Source organism: Enterococcus sp. AZ149 (assembly GCF_051714285.1).
GTDB lineage: Bacteria > Bacillota > Bacilli > Lactobacillales > Enterococcaceae > Enterococcus_D > Enterococcus_D entomosocium.
Genome location: NZ_JBIORO010000001.1, coordinates 3,388,764 through 3,412,021, shown reverse-complemented (window position 1 = coordinate 3,412,021; position 23,258 = coordinate 3,388,764). Strand labels below are relative to the sequence as shown.

Annotated in this window: 18 protein-coding genes; 14 read left to right on the top strand and 4 right to left on the bottom strand. The window is 38.2% G+C overall.

The genetic code is table 11. The features are described 5' to 3' along the window. Nucleotides 1-2,104: 2,104 nt before the first annotated feature. On the top strand, nt 2,105-3,592 hold the full coding sequence (locus tag IGI94_RS15840) for an ATP-binding protein (protein WP_438899946.1): 1,488 nt from the start codon (nt 2,105-2,107) through the stop codon (nt 3,590-3,592). Between the two features lie 700 nt (nt 3,593-4,292). Continuing rightward, nucleotides 4,293-4,526, top strand: coding sequence for a helix-turn-helix domain-containing protein (locus IGI94_RS15835; RefSeq protein ID WP_422708970.1), 234 nt, complete (start codon nt 4,293-4,295; stop codon nt 4,524-4,526). Here IGI94_RS15835 and IGI94_RS15830 read toward each other — a convergent pair. Next, nucleotides 4,503-4,598 carry a helix-turn-helix domain-containing protein gene (locus IGI94_RS15830; RefSeq protein ID WP_229045671.1) on the bottom strand — a complete coding sequence of 32 codons (96 nt, stop codon included), beginning with the start codon at nt 4,596-4,598 and terminating at the stop codon, nt 4,503-4,505. The genes IGI94_RS15835 and IGI94_RS15830 overlap by 24 nt on opposite strands. Nucleotides 4,599-5,268: 670 nt before the next feature. Between IGI94_RS15830 and IGI94_RS15825 the strand changes: the two genes are divergently transcribed. The 12 genes from IGI94_RS15825 to IGI94_RS15770 all read left to right on the top strand — a co-directional run bounded on the left by IGI94_RS15825 (nt 5,269) and on the right by IGI94_RS15770 (nt 20,666). Then, nucleotides 5,269-7,227, top strand: coding sequence for an alpha-glucuronidase (locus IGI94_RS15825; RefSeq protein ID WP_438899945.1), 1,959 nt, complete (start codon nt 5,269-5,271; stop codon nt 7,225-7,227). 139 nt (nt 7,228-7,366) lie between these two features. Continuing rightward, on the top strand, nt 7,367-8,692 hold the full coding sequence (locus IGI94_RS15820; protein WP_101699547.1) for an ABC transporter substrate-binding protein: 1,326 nt from the start codon (nt 7,367-7,369) through the stop codon (nt 8,690-8,692). Between the two features lie 91 nt (nt 8,693-8,783). Next, nucleotides 8,784-9,668 carry a carbohydrate ABC transporter permease gene (locus IGI94_RS15815; RefSeq protein WP_413127627.1) on the top strand — a complete coding sequence of 295 codons (885 nt, stop codon included), beginning with the start codon at nt 8,784-8,786 and terminating at the stop codon, nt 9,666-9,668. Beyond that, nucleotides 9,669-10,544, top strand: coding sequence for a carbohydrate ABC transporter permease (locus tag IGI94_RS15810; RefSeq protein WP_101699545.1), 876 nt, complete (start codon nt 9,669-9,671; stop codon nt 10,542-10,544). Nucleotides 10,545-10,553: 9 nt separating this feature from the next. Next, on the top strand, nt 10,554-11,270 hold the full coding sequence (locus IGI94_RS15805; RefSeq protein ID WP_101699544.1) for a hypothetical protein: 717 nt from the start codon (nt 10,554-10,556) through the stop codon (nt 11,268-11,270). Nucleotides 11,271-11,297: 27 nt separating this feature from the next. Next, a complete protein-coding gene (locus IGI94_RS15800) occupies nt 11,298-12,932 on the top strand; it encodes a glycoside hydrolase family 43 protein (protein WP_438899944.1) in 1,635 nt (544 codons plus the stop codon). A 611-nt stretch (nt 12,933-13,543) separates the two neighbouring features. Further along, nucleotides 13,544-14,536 (top strand): ABC transporter permease, encoded by a 993-nt coding sequence (locus IGI94_RS15795; RefSeq protein WP_005233042.1) that lies wholly within the window; start codon nt 13,544-13,546, stop codon nt 14,534-14,536. Nucleotides 14,537-14,551: 15 nt separating this feature from the next. Beyond that, nucleotides 14,552-15,436 carry a carbohydrate ABC transporter permease gene (locus tag IGI94_RS15790; RefSeq protein WP_005230433.1) on the top strand — a complete coding sequence of 295 codons (885 nt, stop codon included), beginning with the start codon at nt 14,552-14,554 and terminating at the stop codon, nt 15,434-15,436. Between the two features lie 48 nt (nt 15,437-15,484). Then, entirely contained in the window at nt 15,485-17,092 is a 1,608-nt protein-coding gene (locus IGI94_RS15785) for an ABC transporter substrate-binding protein (RefSeq protein ID WP_061053451.1), read from the top strand. Continuing rightward, on the top strand, nt 17,093-18,577 hold the full coding sequence (locus IGI94_RS15780) for a glycoside hydrolase family 32 protein (protein WP_002323464.1): 1,485 nt from the start codon (nt 17,093-17,095) through the stop codon (nt 18,575-18,577). Nucleotides 18,578-18,752: 175 nt separating this feature from the next. Continuing rightward, entirely contained in the window at nt 18,753-19,745 is a 993-nt protein-coding gene (locus tag IGI94_RS15775) for a LacI family DNA-binding transcriptional regulator (RefSeq protein ID WP_002323463.1), read from the top strand. A 51-nt stretch (nt 19,746-19,796) separates the two neighbouring features. After that, the gene (locus IGI94_RS15770) at nt 19,797-20,666 is read left to right on the top strand and encodes an ROK family protein (protein ID WP_061053450.1); all 870 of its coding nucleotides are present in this window, start codon (nt 19,797-19,799) and stop codon (nt 20,664-20,666) included. A gap of 493 nt (nt 20,667-21,159) precedes the next feature. Here IGI94_RS15770 and IGI94_RS15765 read toward each other — a convergent pair whose 3' ends face one another. The 3 genes from IGI94_RS15765 to IGI94_RS15755 are packed head-to-tail and all read right to left on the bottom strand — an operon-like array spanning nt 21,160 to nt 23,098. Then, nucleotides 21,160-22,089 carry an NAD-dependent epimerase/dehydratase family protein gene (locus IGI94_RS15765; RefSeq protein WP_087664488.1) on the bottom strand — a complete coding sequence of 310 codons (930 nt, stop codon included), beginning with the start codon at nt 22,087-22,089 and terminating at the stop codon, nt 21,160-21,162. Beyond that, the gene (locus IGI94_RS15760) at nt 22,074-22,766 is read right to left on the bottom strand and encodes a type 1 glutamine amidotransferase domain-containing protein (protein ID WP_016621151.1); all 693 of its coding nucleotides are present in this window, start codon (nt 22,764-22,766) and stop codon (nt 22,074-22,076) included. The genes IGI94_RS15765 and IGI94_RS15760 overlap by 16 nt, the downstream gene beginning before the upstream one ends. Beyond that, nucleotides 22,763-23,098, bottom strand: a complete 336-nt coding sequence (locus IGI94_RS15755; protein WP_429968885.1) for an ArsR/SmtB family transcription factor — start codon at nt 23,096-23,098, stop codon at nt 22,763-22,765. Before IGI94_RS15755 ends, IGI94_RS15760 begins: the two co-directional genes overlap by 4 nt. Between the last annotated feature and the right edge of the window lie 160 nt (nt 23,099-23,258).

Sequence of the window (23,258 nt, the reverse complement as noted above, 5' to 3'; positions counted from 1 at the left end):
AGGGACAAAAGTAGCGAAGTAAAGTAGGTCATGTAGAAGCAAAAAGAGTAACAAGTGTGAGTGAAAAAGTTGAGAAGTAGCGACGAAAATTGCGAAGTAAAGTAGGTCATGTAGAAGCAAAAAGAGTAACAAGTGTGAGTGAAAAAGTTGAGAAGTAGCGACGAAAATTGCGAAGTAAAGTAGGTCATGTAGAAGCAAAAAGAGTAACAAGTGTGAGTGAAAAATTTAAGAAGCAGGGACAAAAGTAGCGAAGTAAAGTAGGTCATGTAGAAGCAAAAAGAGTAACAAGTGTGAGTGAAAAAGTTGAGAAGTAGCGACGAAAATTGCGAAGTAAAGTAGGCCATATAGAATCAAAAAGAGTAACAAGTGTGAGTGAAAAAGTTGAGAAGTAGCGACGAAAATTGCGAAATAAAGTAGGCCATATAGAATCAAGAAGAGTAGTTAAGTATAATCAAAAAAGTTAAGAAGCAGGGACGAAAGTAGCGAAGTAAAGTAGGTCATGTAGAAGCAAAAAGAGTAACAAGTGTGAGTGAAGAAGTTGAGAAGTAGCGACGAAAATTGCGAAGTAAAGTAGGTCATGTAGAAGCAAAAAGAGTAACAAGTGTGAGTGAAAAAGTTGAGAAGTAGCGACGAAAATTGCGAAGTAAAGTAGGCCATATAGAATCAAAAAGAGTAACAAGTGTGAGTGAAAAATTTAAGAAGCAGGGACAAAAGTAGCGAAGTAAAGTAGGTCATGTAGAAGCAAAAAGAGTAACAAGTGTGAGTGAAAAAGTTGAGAAGTAGCGACGAAAATTGCGAAGTAAAGTAGGCCATATAGAATCAAAAAGAGTAACAAGTGTGAGTGAAAAAGTTGAGAAGTAGCGACGAAAATTGCGAAATAAAGTAGGCCATATAGAATCAAGAAGAGTAGTTAAGTATAATCAAAAAAGTTAAGAAGCAGGGACGAAAGTAGCGAAGTAAAGTAGGTCATGTAGAAGCAAAAAGAGTAACAAGTGTGAGTGAAGAAGTTGAGAAGTAGCGACGAAAATTGCGAAGTAAAGTAGGTCATGTAGAAGCAAAAAGAGTAACAAGTGTGAGTGAAAAATTTAAGAAGCAGGGACAAAAGTAGCGAAGTAAAGTAGGTCATGTAGAAGCAAAAAGAGTAACAAGTGTGAGTGAAAAAGTTGAGAAGTAGCGACGAAAATTGCGAAGTAAAGTAGGCCATATAGAATCAAGAAGAGTAGTTAAGTATAATCAAAAAAGTTAAGAAGCAGGGACGAAAGTAGCGAAGTAAAGTAGGTCATGTAGAAGCAAAAAGAGTAACAAGTGTGAGTGAAAAATTTAAGAAGCAGGGACAAAAGTAGCGAAGTAAAGTAGGTCATGTAGAAGTAAAAAGAGTAACAAGTGTGAGTGAAAAAGTTGAGAAGTAGCGACGAAAATTGCGAAATAAAGTAGGCCATATAGAATCAAGAAGAGTAGTTAAGTATAATCAAAAAAGTTAAGAAGCAGGGACGAAAGTAGCGAAGTAAAGTAGGTCATGTAGAAGCAAAAAGAGTAACAAGTGTGAGTGGAAAATTTAAGAAGCAGGGACAAAAGTAGCGAAGTAAAGTAGGTCATGTAGAAGCAAAAAGAGTAACAAGTGTGAGTGGAAAATTTAAGAAGCAGGGACAAAAGTAGCGAAGTAAAGTAGGTCATGTAGAAGCAAAAAGAGTAACAAGTGTGAGTGAAAAAGTTGAGAAGTAGCGACGAAAATTGCGAAGTAAAGTAGGCCATATAGAATCAAGAAGAGTAGTTAAGTATAATCAAAAAAGTTAAGAAGCAGGGACGAAAGTAGCGAAGTAAAGTAGGTCATGTAGAAGCAAAAAGAGTAACAAGTGTGAGTGAAGAAGTTGAGAAGTAGCGACGAAAATTGCGAAGTAAAGTAGGTCATGTAGAAGCAAAAAGAGTAACAAGTGTGAGTGAAAAAGTTGAGAAATAGCGACGAAAGTAGCGAAGTAGAGTAGACCATTTAGAAGCAAAAAGGTGTAGTAAATTAGGAGGGATAGTAATAGTAAAATTAAAAAAATGGTTGTAATGTTGAGTTAATAAGAAAAAGAAAGTACAATGTTAAATGAAGAGAGAGAAAGTGTTAGAGAGTTGGGTGGGTACTGTGAATATAAAAACAGTTAGTATAGAAAAAATACGAACAATGCCAGAAAGTGCTTTTTTCGATAGAAAATCAGGTAAAATTAAACCACAAAAATTAGCAGAAACATTAATAGCATTTGCAAATACTAATGGTGGAATTGTGGCTGTGGGGATTAATGATGGAATTTTAGAAGGAGTTAATCAATTAGAGTCAATTAAATTAAATGATCTTATTCAAGTTGGGTACGATTGTTGTAAGCCTGTATTACCAATAAGACATGAATTTAGAGAAATAACAAAATCAAATGGCAATAAAGATAGGGTATTACTAATAGAAGTAGATCCTAGCTATGAGAAAGTATATTCAACAATGAAGGATAAAGTTTTTACTAGAGTAGGGGATGAAACTAAAGAGCTATCCTATGAACAGAGAAAAGATTTGGAATATGAACGTGGTTCAAGGAGTTTTGAAAGCGAAACAAATCCAGAATGTTTGTTGGAAGATTTAGATGAATCTTTATTAGAACGCTTTAAACAAATTCATGATTATAAGAAAAATGACATATGGAATCTTCTTTTTTCTAGAGGTTTAGCTAAGAGATTACCTAATAAGGAATATGTACTTACAAATGCAGCAATAATATTATTCAGTAATTACCCGCATGTATTTTTGCCGAATGCTAAGATAAGATTTATTCGCTATGAAGGATCGGAAGCTCAAACTGGAACTCGCATGAATGTAATAAAAAATGAAACGGTGGAAGGTTCTCTTCCAAATGTTTTAGATAAAATAATTAGTATCGTTGCAGGTCAGTTAAGAGAATTTAATTTTCTTAATATAGATACTAAAAAATTTGAAAAGGCTCCAGAGTATCCTGAGGAAGCATGGATCGAAGGTATAGTAAATGCAGCAATTCACCGATCTTACAACATATCAGGAGACGATATTAGAGTAATGATGTACGATGATCGATTAGAAATCCAAAGTCCCGGGAAATTTCCGTCTATTGTTACCCCTAAAAATATTAGAGAAGTTCACTTTTCGAAAAATCCAATAATAGCCAGAACTATGAATGATTTAAAGTGGGTAAGAGAATTTGGAGAAGGTGTTGATCGAATTTATAGCCAGATGGAAGCATTCTTTTTAGATGATCCAATATACGAGGAAAAAAATAATACTGTTAAATTGACTTTGAAAAACAACATCTATATTAGAAAATTGCGTCAATCTGAAAATATTGAGGACAAATTATCAATTGATTGGTCCGAATTAACAATAGGAGAACAACGAGCTTTATCTATTATTTATAATAAGGGAAAAATAAAAACAGCTCAACTTGCTAAAGATATGAACAATAGTACAAATACTGCTAGAAAAATTCTAGAAAGTTTAGAAGCAAAGGGAACAATAGAAAAAATAGCTTCATCTCGTACAGATCCTAATCAATACTATATTTTTAAAAATGATATGGCTGCAAATGTGTAGAAAATTTGAAGCAACTTATTTTTGATAAACATTCTTCTATCCTACAGATGAAAGAAAAAATTAAAATGGTAAAAGTTTTTACAGTTGTGTTATTCTATAAAAATTATTAATTAGTACGTTATTATTAGTTAAATAGTCTGTTCTAACGCACGTGTATTTTTGGGTACTCTATTAGGTACGGGTGCCTTAAAATGTGTTGAAATTCATTAAAACCATACCTGTCAAAATATTTCTTAACACATTGCTATTAAAGGGATTTACACCTCTTTAAAAATATCTGACACAGAACCAGGTCTTAAGAAAGCTCGTAAAGCTTCACAATTCTCAAAACGTTAATCTTTTTATCAAAGATTCGATACACTCTCTTTTTGGAGAGTGTCTTTTTTCGTATCAAATGGTAAGTTTTAGTAATTTTTTCATTATTATTCAGTTCTTTTTACAATCAAATAATTTGATTAATACCTCTAGCATCGATGACCATGATCGAAATTGCTCAGGTGTTGTTTATAGCGCATTGATATCTTGTTGAGTAATGGTTTTAATCGGTTGATTCTTCTTTGTCAGGAATTCTTTATTTTCATTTTCCGATGTCTTAAGGGTACCTTCTTCTATATTTATTAACTTCATGTCTATACGAACAACAATCTAAAATTATTGTACTATACCATGTTTATATAGACAACACAAGGAGGAAATACAAATGAACGAAAATGAAGGTGGTAGAAAAGTGGAAGTGCTAATCAACGATTTATTAGCAGAACGTCAGATGTCTTTAAGAGAACTCGCAAGATTGTCGGGAATTGAGCCATCAAATTTAAGCAATTTGGCAAATGGAAAAAGAAAAAAAATTTATTTAGAACACATTGAAAGGATTGCAGATGCGTTGGAGATTGATGATATCTCGAGGATATTAAAGTTGAGTAGGAATGTCTAATTTCCCTGACTCATAGTAGGAGTAAGTAATTTGGCTGATATTCAGTAGTTTAGCAAGTTGTTCTTGATTCAAGTCTTTGTCTTCGCGTAAGTCGCGAATTCTATGATACAAAAAATCACCCCATATGATAATATTAATACGGTCAAGGAGATTACATCATAATAACAAATTGTACACACCGATTACACATTATCCATCAAAAAGTATAAGAAAACATCAAAAAACCATAAATCAATTCTGTTATTAAATCATTTCCCTCAGATTTGGTCTTGCTTTCCAAAACGGGTTTCTATACAATAGAGGGGAATAGAAACCGAATAAAAAAAGGCACCCCGTATCAGAGTTGGCGCTCCAATACGAGGCCTTGAAAAGTCAATAGGACTGACTAATCAAGTTGCCATAGTCAATACCCTAAGGTATCGACCTGTTTATTGTACCTAATATTCTGTTCTTTTTCTAGTAGGAAAAGCAGATTTTCTGGGATTTTATGCAGGATGCCTTATGCTTATTTCGCTATGTCAAAAGGATTGGACAGTCGTCCAATCCTTTTTTTGTGTTTCAGATGGGGAAGTTAAAATAACAGGTATTGACACATTTCATTTATAAAATAAAGTGTCGGCAAGCCTCGGTTTCTATTCGTCTATCAAATAGTCAAAAAGCTCTGAGGAGGGATTCACATAGAAAGTGAAGTTGCTTGGAAACTGCCGGAAGGGATTTTTTAGATAAAAGAGGGGATGAAGCAATGAGAAAGAAAGACGAGTGTTGGCTAAAAAAGCGTGTAGCAACTGATGTAGTTTCGACATATAGTTTCGAGCAGTCGGACCAATTGACGGATACGATCAAACGAGAGATGAAGACATTATTTCCAATGTGCCGCTGTGTGGAAGAGACAAATGCAGAGTTATATTTCAAAAAGGCAACGGATGCGTTGCTTGGGGATGAAGGATTTGAGATCAGTCATGAGCATAATCAGACAGTCGTTTATGCGAACACTAGTAAAGGCTGGTTATATGGCTTCTTTGAACTTTACAAGCATGTGATTCGAACCACTGAGTTGCCAGAAAATCTGAGGTCGATTCCCAATCAAGCCATTCGTATGGTCAATCATTGGGATAATTTTGATGGGACGATCGAACGTGGCTACGCTGGAGAATCGATTTTCTATTCAAACAATCAGTTTCGGCACGACCATGAAACGGTACGCGACTATGCGCATTTCTTAGCTTCCATCGGAATGAATACGGTTTCTATCAATAACGTGAATGTTCGCGGAGATGCCAAATGGTTTATTACGGAACCGTATTTGATCGAGATTAAAAAGATCGCAGATACATTCGCTGCCTATGGGATTCGGACGTTTTTAAGTATCAACTTTGCGGCACCTTTATCCGTTGGAGGACTAATGACCGCCGATCCGTTAGCTGAGGAAGTTATTGCATTTTGGCAAAAAACAGCAGATACAATCTATCAGGTGATGCCGGATTTTGGTGGGTTTGTAGTCAAAGCTGATTCTGAAGGGGAACCGGGACCGTTTGTTTACGGGCGTGACCATAATGATGGTGCCAATATGCTGGCACGGGCGTTGCAACCCTATGGAGGGCTACTGATATGGCGCTGCTTTGTTTATGATTGTTTACAGGATTGGCGAGATCGCTCAATTGATCGTGCCAAAGCTGCCTACGACCACTTCATGAAATTAGACGGTACGTTTGAGGAAAATGTTATTTTACAGATTAAAAATGGACCGATTGATTTTCAAGTACGGGAACCCGTGACGCCGCTTTTTGGCGCGTTAAAACACACCAATCAAATGTTGGAATTCCAAGTGACGCAAGAGTATACCGGACAACAAAAGCACATTTGCTGCTTACTACCGATGTGGAAAGATGTGCTAGATTTTGATACGAAGCATCCACTTGAACACGCCACAGTAAAGAAGATTCTACCAGAGCAAAGTCCAAATCCTAAATACTCTGGCGTGGCAGCAGTCGTCAATGTCGGCATGGATGATAATTGGACCGGACACAAGCTAGCGCAAGCAAACCTTTTTGGCTATGGCAGATTGATTTGGAACAATGAATTAAGCACGGAAGCTATCCTTTGTGAATGGATCGATTTGTCCTTTGAGTTAGATGATTCTGCTAAAAAACGACTACTTGCAATCCTCGCTACGTCCTATCAGACCTATGAAAATTATACTGCCCCACTAGGTATCGGTTTTATGGTTCGTCCCAATCATCACTATGGGCCTGATGTCGATGGCTACGAATATGATAGATGGGGGACGTATCACTTTGCGGATAGAAAGGGCATTGGCGTCAATCGAACGTTAAAAGACGGCACCGGCTATGTAAGCCAGTATGCGGATGCTTGGTGTGAAACATACGAAAATGTAGAAACTTGCCCAGATGAACTTGTCTTATTTTTCCACCATCTGCCATACGACCATGTCTTACAAAGCGGCAAAACGATCATTCAACACATTTATGACACGCATTTCGAAGGCTATGAAAAAGTAGAGGAATATGTTACCGAGTGGGCTTCCTTACAGGGACAAATCGATGAAGAAAGTTATCAAAACGTCGCCGAACGATTGCAAGAACAAGTTCGTTCTGCTAGAGATTGGCGGGATCAAATCAACACGTATTTTTATCGTAAAAGCGGCATTCCAGATGCACATGGACGTCAAATTTATGCGTAGAAAGAGAATCACGTGCTAGGCTTCAAAGAAGAGATAGCCCGTTTAGATCACTGAGAAAAAAGATTTCAACCAGAGGTAAAATTTTTTGTAATATAAGTTAGTTTATCCAACTTACTAAAAAGAATCAGGAGGAAGAGTGATGAAAAAATGGAAAAAACAATTGATAGTGGTAGGTTCTTTGCTTTCGATATCGTTGGTGTTGGCTGGATGCAATGCTGGGAGAAAAAAGACTGAGACAACGGGGAGTGGTGATCGAGTAGAAATCAGCTTTAGTTGGTGGGGAAATGACGATCGCCATCAGGCAACCCAAGAGATGATCGCTCATTTTGAAAAGGAGCATCCTGAAATTGCAGTAAAAGGAGAGCCAAGCGGCTTTGGCGATTTGGATCAAGCATTCACGACGAGGTATGCTGGCAATACTTTGGCGGATATCACGACTTTACTCTACAATTGGGTGCCGCAATTCGGGCAAAATGACGGGTTTTATGATCTTAATACAATCGATAGTTTGGATCTGTCCACCTATGATCCTGATTTTTTGGCATTCGGACAAGTTGATGGAAAGCAGGTTGCCGTTCCTTATGGGGAAAATACTTTAGTTATGTATTTAAACAAATCCGAATATGAAAGACATGGTATTGATGTCACTACATTGAAGACGTGGGACGATTATGTGGAAGCCGCTAAGAAGTTACCAGAAGGGACCTTTTGTGTCGTATCCCCAACTTGGCGTTTTCCAGTAACCATTTGGTTGCAACAAAAGACTGGAACGTCTGAGTTTGATGAACAAGGAAATATGAATTGGACAGAACAAGACTATTTAGAAGCGATGACTTGGTATAAGGAAATGGCAGATGCTGGGGTCTTCGTTTCAAGACAAGATTATTTAGAAAATGTCGGCTCAGAACCGGTATCCTTAGCCACCAACAAAAAGTGGATTGAAGGACAATATGCGGGCGGCATCGATTGGAATGCCAGTATGTCTTCTAATTATGAAGCATTGAAAGAAGTAGGGGATGAAATGGTTGTCGTTGACTACCCAATCGCAGAAGGCGGCACCGAGGTGAATTTAATGTCAAAACCTTCACTGCTTTTTGCCGTTCGGAAAAATGTCGAACATCCAGAAGAAGTAGGAACATTTTTAAATGAACTTTTAAATGGCGAGGAAGCAAATAAAATTTTGGGTCTTTCCAGAGGGATTCCTGCTTCAAGCAAAGCGATCGAAGTATTGACGGAAGATGGACAATTATCAGGCGTGATGAAAGAAGGCTTTGAGTACGCCCAAAGTGTCGCAAAAATCAACCAGACGCCGTTCTATGAAGATGGTACCTTAACGACTATTTACACTGCAGAAATGGAAGCTGTCGAATTAGGACGAACGGATTTAGAAACAGCTGCTCGCAACGTCTACACGAAAACAAAAGAACAAGCCGAAAAGCTTGCGAAAGACTATAAATTGCAATAGGCAACTATCTGCATGCTTTATGGGAGTGAATGGCTTTTGTTTGCTTCCATGAAGTGTCGTGAATCGTTGTCAAAAAGTTTGGAGGGATTTTATGAAAAAGGAAAAAGTGGGCTTGATCTATGTAACCCCTTGGATGATTGGCTTTTTACTGTTGACCGCTTGGCCGATCTTGTCCTCATTTTATTACTCACTGACCGATTATTCTTTGGCTCGTGTCGGACAGACACCTGCATTTTTAGGCATTCAAAATTATGTGAATCTCTTTAAGGATCAAACGTTTCTTGATTCGATGCGGGCGACACTGATTTATACAGTGTTTACTGTGCCTTTTCAACTAGGGTTTGCGTTGTTCGTTGCGTTTATCCTGAATTTCAAATTAAAAGCCATCAATTTCTATCGGACGGCGTATTATATTCCCTCGATTCTAGGAGGAAACGTGGCCGTTGGTGTGCTTTGGCGATCAATGTTTCAACCAGAAGGTTTGGTGAATATTTTTCTAGGAACCGTTGGCATCGAGCCAATTAACTGGTTATCGACACCTACAGGCGCAATGGTCGTCTTGATTCTCTTGAAAGTGTGGCAATTTGGTTCCTCAATGTTGATTTTCTTAGCTGCATTGAAGGAAATCCCCCAGGATTTATATGAGTCCTCGAGTTTGGACGGCGCATCAAGGGTGACCCAGTTCTTCAAAATTACGATTCCTTTGATCACACCAACCATTTTTTTCAACTTAGTGATGCAGCTAAACAATGCCTTTCAAGAATTTAACGGTCCTTTTATTGTCACCGGTCGTGGTCCCCTCAATGCCACGTATCTGTCCTCGATGTTTATTTATGATAAAGCATTTAAAGAATTTGATATGGGCTACGCAAGTGCGGCAAGTTGGGTGTTGTTTGCGTTGATTGTTTGTTCAACGGTTCTTCTTTTCACGAGCCAAAAACGATGGGTCTATTATTCTGATGGAGGTGGGAAATAAATGGAGGCAACCCCTGTAGCATCTGCAAAAAAGAAGCACTCGAATAAGCATGGTCAAGCACTGATTCGCTATGTTTTGTTGACGGTCGTTGCACTGATTATGCTGTATCCAATTATTTGGATGGTTGGAGCGTCCTTCAAAACGAACACAGAGATTTTCACATCAATCGGCTTCATTCCTTCAACGATCGATTTCCAAGCATATATTGATGGTTGGAACACCAAGGGCGATTATACGTTCACCTTGTATTTTATCAATACCTTTAAATACGTCATTCCAAAGATTCTTTTTACCGTTGTCTCGGCGACTCTTACAGCCTATGGATTTGCTCGGTTTGACTTTCCATTCAAGAAAATCATGTTCTCGTTGTTAATGGCAACGATGTTTTTACCTCAAGTCGTAACCAGAATCCCCTTGTATCTCTTCTGGAATCGCTTGGATCTATTAGATACGTATGTTCCGTTACTGGCCAATTCATTTTTAGGACAAGAACCCTTCTTCGTGTTCATGATGATCCAGTTTATGCGTTCAATTCCACGGGATCTCGATGAAGCAGCGATCGTTGACGGTTGTTCTTCTTTCGGTGTTCTCTGGCGTGTCCTGATTCCGGCATTAAAACCTGCCCTGATTTCTTGTGTGATTTTTCAATTCGTTTGGAGTTTCAGTGATTTCTTAGGTCCATTGATTTATATCACTTCACAAGACAAATTCCCAGTATCTCTTGCGTTGCGGCTCAACGTTGACCCATCTACTAATACCCCATGGAATCAAGTGTTTGCAATGTCGGTGATCTCATTATTGCCAGCAATCATCTTATTCTTCAGCGCGCAAAAGTATTTTGTCGAAGGTGTCACAAGTTCGGGTATCAAAGGATAGGAGGTAAGTATGAATCCTTTCTTTCACGCTATTTCTGAGTGGACCGTTACCATCGTCCACTCAGCCTATCGGCTTTTGGTTTATCAGCTGTATTTCATCCTGTCGAATAGTTTACTCCTGATGCACTTGTTTTTTCTTCGATTGACTCTGAATAATATTGTCTTCTTTTGGGTACCCCTAGTATTTTTAATTGCAAGTCTGTCCGCTCAATTCGGCTTATTTAACAACCCAGAGCATTTATCGAATACAAAGAACTATTTTCAGTACTATCGAGAATGCTTGAAGAAAAACTGGGGATTATATTTCTTGTATTCTCTGATCATTCTCTTGATCCTCTTTGGACTGAAAATACTGATATTATATCAACGCTCTGTTATGTTTTTGCCATTTGTCCTTACGAGCTGTTTTTTATTAAGCAGTATGCTCTTTGTCTTACTGATCTCAAGCGATTCTCGCGTCGCTCAAATCCCATTTAAGAAGAAAATAGAATGGTCATTGCTGATAAGCTACCGATTGCCTTCAGTCACTGTTTATAATAGTGCATTTATTGGACTGTCAATTTTCTTAATGCAGTATTTCTCTTTGGCGTATCTTTGTTTTCTTAGTGGTGTAATCAATTACGGCGTGTATCGTAATTTGATTCGACGATTTTCACTTGATTTGTTTTTTGAGGAGTGGGACAACAAGAGCGAACGGCTTGAAATGAATACTAATCAAAAACTGTAGCTTAAATTTAAAAAAAGAGGTGTTTCTATGAAAATAAAAAATCCTGTCTTATCCGGCTTTCATCCTGATCCATCCATCATCCGAGTAGGAGATACGTACTATCTAGCTAATTCAACGTTCGAATGGTTCCCTGGGATTCGTTTGCACGAATCAAAAGACTTGGTCCATTGGAAACTGCTGGATGCTCCTCTCGATTCAGTAGAGATGCTAGACATGAAGGGAAATCCGTCGTCTGGTGGAATATGGGCACCAGACTTATCCTATGCAGACAACAAATTTTGGTTGGTGTTTACCGACGTCAAAGTTGTGGATGGGGCATTTAAGGACATGACCAACTATTTGACTACCGCAACGAACATCCATGGACCGTGGACTACACCGATTCGATTGAATGGCGTTGGCTTTGATCCCTCTCTGTTTCATGATGAGGATGGCAGAAAATACCTCGTGCAACAGACGTGGGATCATCGAGAGTATAAAAATCCTTTCAATGGCATTACACTGACCGAATTTGATGTAGAAACCATGCAGTTGAAACCAGAAACTGCTCGAATGATTTATGAAGGAACGAATGTAGGATTAGTTGAAGGTCCGCATCTATACAAAATAAATGGGCGTTACTATTTATTTGTGGCAGAAGGTGGAACTGTCTTTACCCATCAAGAAGTCGTAGCTAGATCCTCTTCACTGGAAGCTGATTCGTTCGAAACCGATCCTCATGGTCCGTTTCTAACCAATTACGATACGCCTCATTCATACTTGCAAAAGCAAGGACATGGGGCACTTGTGTCTACTCCGTCAGGCGAATGGTACTATGCATCGCTATGTGCCAGACCCTTACATCGAGAAAACGAGTCGGTGACAAATCCTCGCGGATGGTCAACTTTAGGACGTGAGACTGCCATTCAAAAAGTTGAATGGGATTCTGAAGACTGGCCAAGAATCGTTGGTGGACATGGGGGACAAACAAGCGTGGAGGCTCCTAAAGATGCAGCACCTACAGAAGTTTTGAGTAGCCGCTCTCATTATGATGACTTTAGTGAGAAGCAGCTAAATAAAAACTGGCAGACCCTTCGTGTACCATTTTCAGCAGAAATGGGCAGTGTAGGCGATGGGAAACTAGAACTAATTGGAAAAGGAAGCTTAACAAATCATCATGATCTTTCAATGATCGCACGCCGTTGGCAAACCTTTTATTTTGATGCAATAACAAAAGTAAAATTTGATCCATTTTCTTACCAACAAATGGCAGGACTAACCAATTACTATAATGACCAACACTGGTCCTTCATTTTTATCACTTGGAATGAAGAAAATGGAAAAGTAATTGAAGTAGCTGAAAACAATCAAGGAACCTATACGTCCTACTTAAGAGAAAATGCGCTTACCATTCCAGATGCTGTGGATTTTCTATGGTTCAAAACAAAAGTCCGCAAGCAGACCTATAGATATGCCTATTCCTTTGATGGAGAAACATGGCAAGATTTACCAATCGAATTTGATTCTGCTATTCTATCGGATGATTATGTATTACAAACTTGCGGCGGCTTCTTCACCGGAGCATTTGTCGGACTAGCAGCGGTTGACTATGCAGGCTATGACACAAAAGCTGTGTTTTATGAATTTGATTATCGAGAGATGGATGAGGAAGGGCGCAGTTAATTATTATATTGATCTAGAGTAAACTCATTTTTTGTAAGTTTACTCTTTTTCGCTAATTTCTTTCAGTTGGCGGATGAAAAAGTGAATACTCTTAGGTGCTACACATTTTTTAAATTTTGATTGGCGACCTTACTTGTCCAAGATTCCCCTATAAAGCTCATCTAACAGCTCCTAACCTTATATACATTTACATATCTAACTCTTATCTTTTCGCTTTTAGTTAGTTAAAAAGCAAAAAATAAAGGTGAATCCGAGCTATTTTTAAATAATTAACCAGATAATCTTCCGATTGGAACGGTTAAATAGTGAATGATTGGTAGAAAAGAGATTAGAGGATGCGAGTTGTGATAAGTAAACTCATAAAAGAAGAATTCTAGAAAAGTAGAGAAAAATAGGATTAATGAAATAATCGAGATCCTTAATTTTTAACAATTTTCGTAAACCATAAATGAATTGACGAAAGCTTAGTGGGGGTGAAAGAATAATTACAAAAAAATATTGACTTAAAAAAATGGCTATGGTAATCTATAAACGAAAATAGTGGGAACGTTTCCAAAATGCATCTTCGTTAAATTTTTATTTTTTTAGACGAAAATGGAAACGTTTCTAAAATGTATTGGGAGGAGATTGAATTGGAAAAGACATTGGGACCAGGTGGTGAGATAAGGGCGGTACAACGGGATAAAAAAAATATCTCGAAGTGGGAAAAATTAAAGAAACAGTTGCGGCGTGATAAGTGGATGTACTTGTTGCTCTTACCAGGTATCATCATGACGTTTATCTTTAAGTATGTGCCAATGTACGGTGCTGTGATTGCATTTAAAGACTATAATCCTATGCTAGGAATTTTGGAAAGTCCTTGGGTAGGACTAGATCACTTTAGGGAATTTATCAGTTCACCAAATTTTACGCTTTTGCTGAGCAACACATTAAAAATTAGCATTTATGGTTTATTGTTAGGTTTTTTTCCACCAATTATTTTAGCACTGAGCTTGAATCAAATTATCAATAAAAAAATAAAACAGAAAATCCAGTTGATTCTATATGCGCCGAATTTTATCTCAGTAGTTATTATCGTGGGGATGCTGTTTTTGTTCCTATCCGCAAATGGACCTATTAATGGGTTAGTAGAAAAGGTTACGGGGCAACCAATTATGTTCATGTCTAATCCAGCTTATTTCAGAACGATTTATATTTTATCGGGAATTTGGCAAGGAATCGGCTGGTCATCCATTCTTTACACCGCGACGCTGGCGGGAGTCAGTACCGATTTATATGAGGCAGCAAATATCGATGGGGCAAATATTTTACAAAAGATTTGGCATATCGATTTGCCTGCATTGAGGCCTGTGATGGTGATCAGCTTCATCTTGGCCGCCGGCGGTATTATGAATGTAGGATATGAAAAAGCCTACTTGATGCAAACTTCAATGAACATCCCTGCCTCAGAAATCATTTCCACTTATGTATACAAAGTCGGCTTGCAATCAGGTGATTATGCCTACTCTGCTGCTGTTGGTCTGTTCAATATGATTATTAATGTCGTTTTATTACTGATTGTCAACAATATAACCAAGCGGCTAAACGATGGTCAAGGCTTGTAATGAAAGGAGAAAATTATGAATAGTGCTTTATCAAAAATCGACCGTCAAATCTTATGGTTGAATCGAGTGATTGTAACTTTTTTAGTCGTCATCACCATTGTTCCGCTGATTTATGTACTGGTAGCTTCTTTTATGGACCCAGCTACTTTGATCAATAAAGGTATAAGCTTCAATCCGAAAGATTGGACAATACAAGGATATCAACGGGTATTTGCAGATGATTCCATTTTACGCGGTTTTGTAAATTCGTTGTTTTACTCTTTTAGCTTCAGCTTATTGACTGTATTTATTACGATGATCACTGCGTATCCTTTGTCTCGACCTAACTTGGCGGGGAAAAAGATTATTATGACTTTTTTTGTCATTACAATGTTCGTGGGTGGCGGCTTGATACCTACCTATTTATTGGTAAAGAACTTGGGCATGTTAGATAGTGTATGGGCGATTATCGTACCAGGTGCTATAAATGTGTGGAATATTATCTTAGCCCGTACCTATTTTAGTGCTTTGCCAAAAGAACTTTCTGAAGCTGCTACTATCGATGGCGCCAATGACTTGCAAATACTGTTCAAAGTCATGCTTCCATTAGCTAAACCAATTATGTTCGTATTGTTTTTATATGCCTTTGTTGGGCAATGGAACTCATATTTTGATGCCATGATTTACATCAAAGATCCCGACTTACAGCCGTTGCAACTCGTATTAAGAAATATTTTGATCCAAAACCAACCTTCACAAGACATGGTGGGAGCCAATACTGCCATGGCAGAAATGAAACAAATTGCTGAGTTGATCAAATACGCAACGATCGTCATTTCTAGTCTGCCATTAATCATAATGTATCCTTTCTTCCAAAAATATTTTGATAAAGGTGTTTTAGTTGGTTCTGTTAAAGGGTAAGTATTGTTCACTATTTGTATGAATAAAAATTATAAAGGAGATTTTAAGATGAAAGCAAAATGGATGCTGCCAATCGTTTTTACTTCCGTACTAATTTTGGGGGCTTGTGGAGGCTCAAAAGAAAAGAGTAAATCAAGCCCTGATTATGAACTAGAAAATGTCTCTTTTCCATTGAAAGAAAAAGTATCTTTAAAAATGATGTCTCAAAGTGCCCCTTTGGCTCCCAATGATCCTAATGACAAATTGATTTTCCAACGATTAGAAGAAGAGACCAATCTCCATATTGATTGGACAAACTACAGTAGTGATTTTGCCGAAAAAAGAAATTTGGATATCGCTAGTGGGGATTTACCAGATGCCATCTTCAACGCCGCTGCAGGTGACTATGATTTATTAAACTGGGCGGAAAGTGGCGTTATTGTACCGATTGAAGACTTGATCGAAGAATATATGCCAAATCTGAAGAAAATTTTTGATGAAAACCCCGAATACCGACAAATGTCTACTGCACCTGATGGTCACATTTACTCTATGCCTTGGATTGAAGAATTAGGCGAAGGAAAAGAGTCGATTCATACAGTAAATGGGATGGCTTGGATCAACAAGGAGTGGTTGGATAATTTGGGTCTTGAAATGCCGCAAACCACTGATCAGTTGATGACTGTGTTGGAGGCTTTCAAGACGCAAGATCCAAATGGTAATGGTGAAGCAGATGAAATTCCTTTTAGCTTTATTAACAATGGAGGAAACGAAGACTTAAAATTTTTAATGGGGGCATTCGGTCTAGGTGATAATGATGACCACTTAGTCGTTGATAACGATGGCCAGGTACAATTTACTGCTAACAAAGAAGGGTATAAAGAAGCCATCAAATATTTCAATGAAATGAATAATAAAGGTCTTATTGATAAAGAGGCTTTCGAACAAGATTGGAATACTTATGTTGCCAAAGGGAAAGAACATAAGTATGGCGTGTACTTTACTTGGGATAAAGCAAATATCACGGGTGCAGATGATAGTTATGACGTCTTGCCAGTCTTAGCGGGACCAGATGGAACGAAACACGTTACTCGTACGAATGGCATGGGTTTCTCAAGAGATCGTTTCGTAATTACTAGTGCGAATAAAAACTTGGAACTTACAGCTAGGTGGATAGATAAAATGTATGAACCGTTACAGTCTGTCCAAAATAACTGGGGAACCTACGGTGATGAAGCACAGGCGAATATTTTTGAATTAAAGGATGGTATGTTAAAACATTTGCCTTTAGAGGGGACAGCACCGGGAGAACTAAGACAAAAGACCGAAGCTGGAGGACCATTAGCAGTTCTTGATTCTTATTACGGCACAGTCACTACTATGCCAGATGATGCGAAGTGGCGTTTAGATTTGATGCATGACACGTATTTGCCATATATTACAGAAGACAATATCTATCCACGTGTCTTTTTAGAAAAAGAAGAAACAGATCGATTAGCAAAAATTGAAACAGATATGTGGGATTACATCTATCGCAAAAGAGCAGAGTGGATCACCGGCGGTAAAATCGATGAAGAATGGGAAGAATACCTTGCTGAATTGGAACGTGTAGGTTTGGAAGAATGGATTCAAATAAAACAAACTGGCTATGATAATTTTTTGAAGGGAGCACAATAAGTGTTAGTAGAAGAAACGGCGATTTTGGATAAAGCAAATCGATTTATTGAAATGATGCGAGGAAAAGTTAACCCTCAGTATCGACAAAACTATCATTTTTCCGCACCCATCGGGTGGATAAATGACCCCAATGGGTTTATATATTACAAAGGGCATTACCATCTCTTCTATCAATACTATCCTTACGATAGTCGATGGGGGCCCATGCATTGGGGGCATGCGCGCAGTAGTGATTTGGTCCATTGGGAAGATCTACCAGTAGCGTTAGCCCCAGATCAACCTTATGACAGCGGCGGGTGTTTCTCAGGAAGTGCAATTGAAAGAGACGGAAAACTATATTTATTTTATACAGGCTGTCAAGAAATTGATGGTATTAGCCATCAGCATCAATGTTTGGCGGTCTCTGAAGATGGTATTCATTTTAGCAAATACAGTGGTAATCCTGTGGTAGCAGAAAAACAGCTAGGTGAGAATGGGCTGATACAAGAATTTCGTGATCCTAAAGTAATTGTTCACAACGATGCTTACTATATGGTAGTAGCTACTAAATCTACACAGTCTACTGGTAGAATAGTGATGTTTCAATCGTCAGATTTGTATACTTGGCACTTTTACTCTGTGTTGCTAGAAGGGACTTCAGAGCAAGGAATAATGTGGGAATGTCCTGACTTATTCCATTTAGACGGACGAGATGTCTTAATCATGTCACCGATACAAATTAAGAAGAACGGACTGGAATATCATAATATCAGTTCTACCATGGCTTGTATTGGTGAGGTAGACTGGGAAACAGGTCAGATGATAGTTGATAATTTCCATGAAATGGATTTTGGAATGGATTTTTATGCACCACAAACAACAACAGATCCTAATGGTGGACGGGTGATGATTGCTTGGATGCAGATGTGGGATCGTACATTGCCTACACATGAGTTAGGCCATCTTTGGGCAGGCTCTATGAGTTTGCCCCGAGAGTTAAGAGTGAAAAAAAATCGATTGGTACAAAAACCCATCTCAACTGTATATAGTCATTTAGTTTATCAACAAGGCAGTGAAAATATTGCAGTGACTGACACATCAGTCGTATTTCGAAACGCGCTGTCTGATTCTTCATATTTACATCTAGTCGCAGATTTGGAGAAAGCAGAAGTTTTTACAATTGAATTACTGCGGTCTAAGACGGATTGTCTCAAACTAACTTATGACACTGCTAAACAGGTTTTTGAATTGGATCGTCAGAAACTAGGAAGAGAGCTTACAGGGGCGGAAGAAGACCCTCTGAATGTCCGAAAAGTTGAAATACCTTTGATTGATAATCAGCTCGTTCTTGAGATTTTTAGAGATACCTCATCAGTTGAAGTCTTTATTAATGGTTTAGAAGTTATGACGGCTACTTTCTATGAGCTGGAAAAAGCTCGAGATATCTTATTTCATTCGATCGGAGAAAGTCGTATTCAAGCTTTTGAAACAGCGAGTGTGAAATAAATGTTTGATTGCTTAGGCGATGAATCAATTATTTAATAGGTTTTGAAGGATAATTTTTTAGAAAAGAACAGATAGCTAGATTTCCCATGGCTTTGCTATTAGTATTTTGAAAAAATTAGTAATTTATGACAAAATTCATTATACTAAACTTGTGCAGAAATGTGAGGGATCAACTATGAAAGCAACAATGAAAGATGTCGCAAAATTAGCAGGTGTCGGAGTAGGAACTGTTTCCCGGGTATTGAATAACGGCTCTGTTAAAGCTTCTACTAGAGAAAAAGTTGAAGCAGCAATGACAGAGTTAAACTATCAACCAGATTTTTATGCCCGGGGGTTAAAGATGAAGCATACGAATACGGTTGCTTTGATTCTACCCACTGTATGGCATCCATTTTTTGGCGAATTTGCCTACCATGTAGAAACAGCATTAGAAAGACAAAACTACAAGCTTTATTTGTGTAACTCCAGTGGGAATAGTGAAAAAGAACAAGAATATATCCAGATGGTCAGCCAAAATAAAGTAGACGGCATCATTGGAATTACTTATTCAGATATCGATGAATACATTTCGAGTAATCTGCCTTTTGTTAGTATTGACCGTTATTTCACTGAAGAGGTGATTTATGTGACCGCTGACAATGCGGCCGGTGGACGTTTGGCTGCAAATGAACTTTATCGCCGAGGATGTCAGAATGTAGCATATATCGGTGGGTACCAAGAAACACCGAATGAAACGAAGAGTCGTCGAAAATATTTTGAGATCGAGTGCCGTCAACTGGGGATTTCCTATAAAGCGTTAGATATGTTAGAACCTTTAGACCATCTCTCAGAACGTGTAACAAATTTTTTGTTAGAGAATCCTGATATCGATGGGATTTTTACGATCAACGATCCGATGGCATTAGCTGTCATTGGTATGCTTGAAAAAATAGGGAAAAACGTACCAGAGGATGTCCAAGTTATCGGATTTGATGGTCAAAAGATGACAGAAGGAGACCCTTATCTCGTCTCAACAATTGCCCAACCTACAAAGCAAATGGCGGAAGTGGCAGTGGCAAAATTAATTGCTGTCATTAATGGAGAGACAGTAGAAAAACGTACCGTATTGCCGATTGAATTTGGCGAAGGTGGCACAACGAAACCTTTAGTGAGAAACGATTTTGCTTAGTGCAAATACGTTTCTTTTTTTGAAGATAAGTGAATGAAAGGTGTAGATAAAATGTTATATGGTGGAATTGAAGCTGGTGGAACAAAGTTTGTCTGTGGGATTGGTAATGAACAATTACAAGTGATAGAACGGAAAAGTTTTCCTACCACAACACCAGAAGAAACGATGAAGCAAGTGTTTGATTTCTTTGATAAGTACAAAGGAAATATCGCATCAATTGGTGTAGGAGCATTTGGGCCAATTGATATTCAAATCGAATCAAGAACTTACGGATATATCACCAACACTCCGAAGGTAGCTTGGCAAAATTATCATTTTGTAGGAGCTTTGGAAAACGCCTTGTCGGTTCCCATCTATTGGACTACCGATGTAAATGCTGCTTGTTATGGAGAATATATGGCAGGGTATGGAAAAGGTAAAAATAGTGTTCTTTATTACACCGTTGGTACTGGTGTTGGTGGTGGTGCTGTAGTCGATGGAAAAATAGTCACAGGTTTCAGTCATCCTGAAATGGGACATATGCTCTTACAACGTCATAATGAAGATCAATTTGAAGGAATCTGTCCTTTTCATCATGATTGTTTGGAAGGGTTAGCCTCAGGCCCCGCGATTGAAAAACGCTTTGGAAGAAAAGCCCAGACCATTTCATTTGATCATCCTTATTGGGCGATTGAGGCAGATTATCTTGCTCAGTGTGTGTATAACACAACGTTACTATATGCACCGGAAGTAATAATTTTAGGTGGGGGTGTAATGAAACAGCCGCAACTACTCGAGTTGATTCGCCAAGCGTTTAAAGAAAAAATGGGTTCCTATGTGGATACCCCTGCTCTTGAAGAATACTTACTAACTCCAATGCTTGCTGACGATGCAGGTTTGATCGGCTGCTTAGCTTTAGCAATAAAGAAGTTGGAACAATAGTAGCATGTTAAAGAACGTGTGAGAGAGTTTTTATAGCAGTTGGGATAGATAAAAAGGTTAACTAAAATGTGAGTTAGAAAAAAGGATGGCTAATAATAGATGTTCATATATATTTTTTGCGTAATCGAATGTCGCAAATAAGAATTTTTTCTTTCGTTCTCGTCTTCAGTTATATTGTTGTCTAGCTGCCTCAAAATTACTTCTTAGTGCTTGTTTTTTTTCTATTAGCCCGAGCAAAGAAAAAGGAAACAGAATGTCTTATTAAAGCCAATTAGGCCTACGCCTAATTGGCTTTCTATATTCCTGTGCTAATTGTGTTTGGGTGGGATGAATATCCTTTTTATTAATAATAGTGACGGTGTAATGAACGGTTTTGCTAACGGTAAAGATTCAACTTTCTACAAACGCGAACATCCTTTGAATTTGATTTACTAAAAGCTGGGTAGCTTCTCATCAGTCATTCTCTTCATTGGGGTTAATAAAGTGTTGTCAGTCATCCTGCCCTATTCTCAACAAGTACCTGCCTAATGCCTTCTTCAAACGTTGTGATCTTAAAATGAGGGAATGCCTTTTTGAATTTATCAGAGACAAAAAGATTATCCACCGTGTATCTAGGTAATAACTCACTTAGTTCGCGCGCGTTTTTACTGAATAGCTTAGCAAGTTTAAATTGCCACAAAGGAATGACGCGGTATTTCAATGGTTTGCCCTCAATTTTTTCGGCGAGATCGATCATGTCTTGGAAACTATGAGGTGTATCACAGGGCAAATGCCAAGTTTGGCCATAGGCACTAGGCGTATTTCCGATAAGGGCCATTGCTCGGCTAGCATCAGGTGTCCATATAAGTGTGCGTAAAGTGTCCTTATTGACAGGTATTTTGACGGGAGCATTGTGGACTATATTGTTTAAGACGAGTGTATTGGTAATGCTCTGGGTCTTGCCTGGGCCGTAAAACTCTGGGGCTCGACAAATCACCGCATCTAAACGGCCACTTTCCATCTCGGATAAAACCAATTGAGCCATTTTAGAGCGCACGAGGGACTTCCTGCCTGCTGGAAAAAATGGCGTGTCTTCCTTTTGGGGTGTACGATCCTTTGGATACATATAAGTATTATCAAAAAAAACCAGTTTGCTCTGTGCTTCTTGGCAAGCGCGGATGACATTTTCTGTGATTTTCATAAAATTGGTTTCCCACAGCTCTGCATCCATCGGTAACCCAACAGTGAAGTAAACAATCTCACTATGTTCAATCGCTTTTTTCGTTTGCGAAAAGTCCATCAAATCTGCGGAAACGATCTGATCTGTAGGATTGATTTTTTGAGGCTTCCGGCTAACTAGCCGAAGCTCATTTGTGTAATTTTTGTATAGTTCTTTTGCTAGTTCATAGCCGATTTGTCCATTGCTTCCTAAAATTGTTTGCATGACTGTACCTCCTCAAGATATAGTTTTGCTACAGCACGTACAGAAAAAGGATTTTGGCCAGTGATGATCCGCCCATCTTTTAGGGCAAATGCTTTATAAAAGCGTCTTTTTTTGAATTGAGCGTTCCTTTCTTCTGCGGCGGTTTGATTAAAGAAAGGAACTTTGTTCATTTTCCCGGCGAGAAATTCTTCGGTTTTCGTAAATCCTGTGATTTTTTTTCCAGAAATCAAAAAGCTTCCTTCTCTATCTTTTATATTTAGTAAACCAGCGATTCCGTGGCAAACAGATAAAATATACCCATTGTTTTCATAAATGGCTAAAGCGAGTTCTTGCAGCTCTTTATTATCAGGAAAATCCCACATGACACCATGCCCTCCGGTAAAATAAATCGCATGGTAGTCATTTGGATTTACTTCTGCGGGTTTTTTCGTTTGAATCAAGCCGTTTTGAATGAAATTTTCTTCCAGATAAATGTTCATAATGGCTTGATCTATATATTTCATGCTTCTTGGATCTAGAGGAACAAAGCCTCCTAATGGACTTACGAAATCAACATCAATCCCTTGTTGATAGACTTCATCTAGAAACTCGGCACTTTCTCCTAACCAAAGTCCGGTAGCCTCGTTCGTGCCAGCATATTTTTGAATGTTTGTTTCAACAACTAATACTTTCTTCATGAATGGTCCCTCTCGTTCATAATGTGAAGGACTTTCGTTAAAAAGGATTGGAGTTTTTTTATTTCTGTTTGCTCATGATCGAGATAGTAATAATTTTTTGTTCCTTCTTGCCTGAAATTCACGATTTTGGCTTCTTTCAAGATTTTCAAATGATGTGAAATGGCGGGTCTAGATAAATTGGTGGCCTCTAATAAGGAAGTGACCTGTAAGCCAGCACAATTTTCCTCTTCCAGCAACCGAATGATGATAGCTTGTCTTTTTTTGTCACCTAGCGCGATTAAAAAATCACTTAACTCAGAAAAATCTTGTTGCAGATTGGCATAATCTATCATAATTGTCTCTCCAGTATCGTTTAAAAGTTTAAACCATTAAACCATTTAAAGGAGATTTTTGCAATGAAAGAAGCTCGAGAGCATTCCTCTTCTCCACCATCGCTAAGGAGATTAGAATGTTTTGTAAGCAAATAGATAATAATGGAAAAGCATAAGAGCA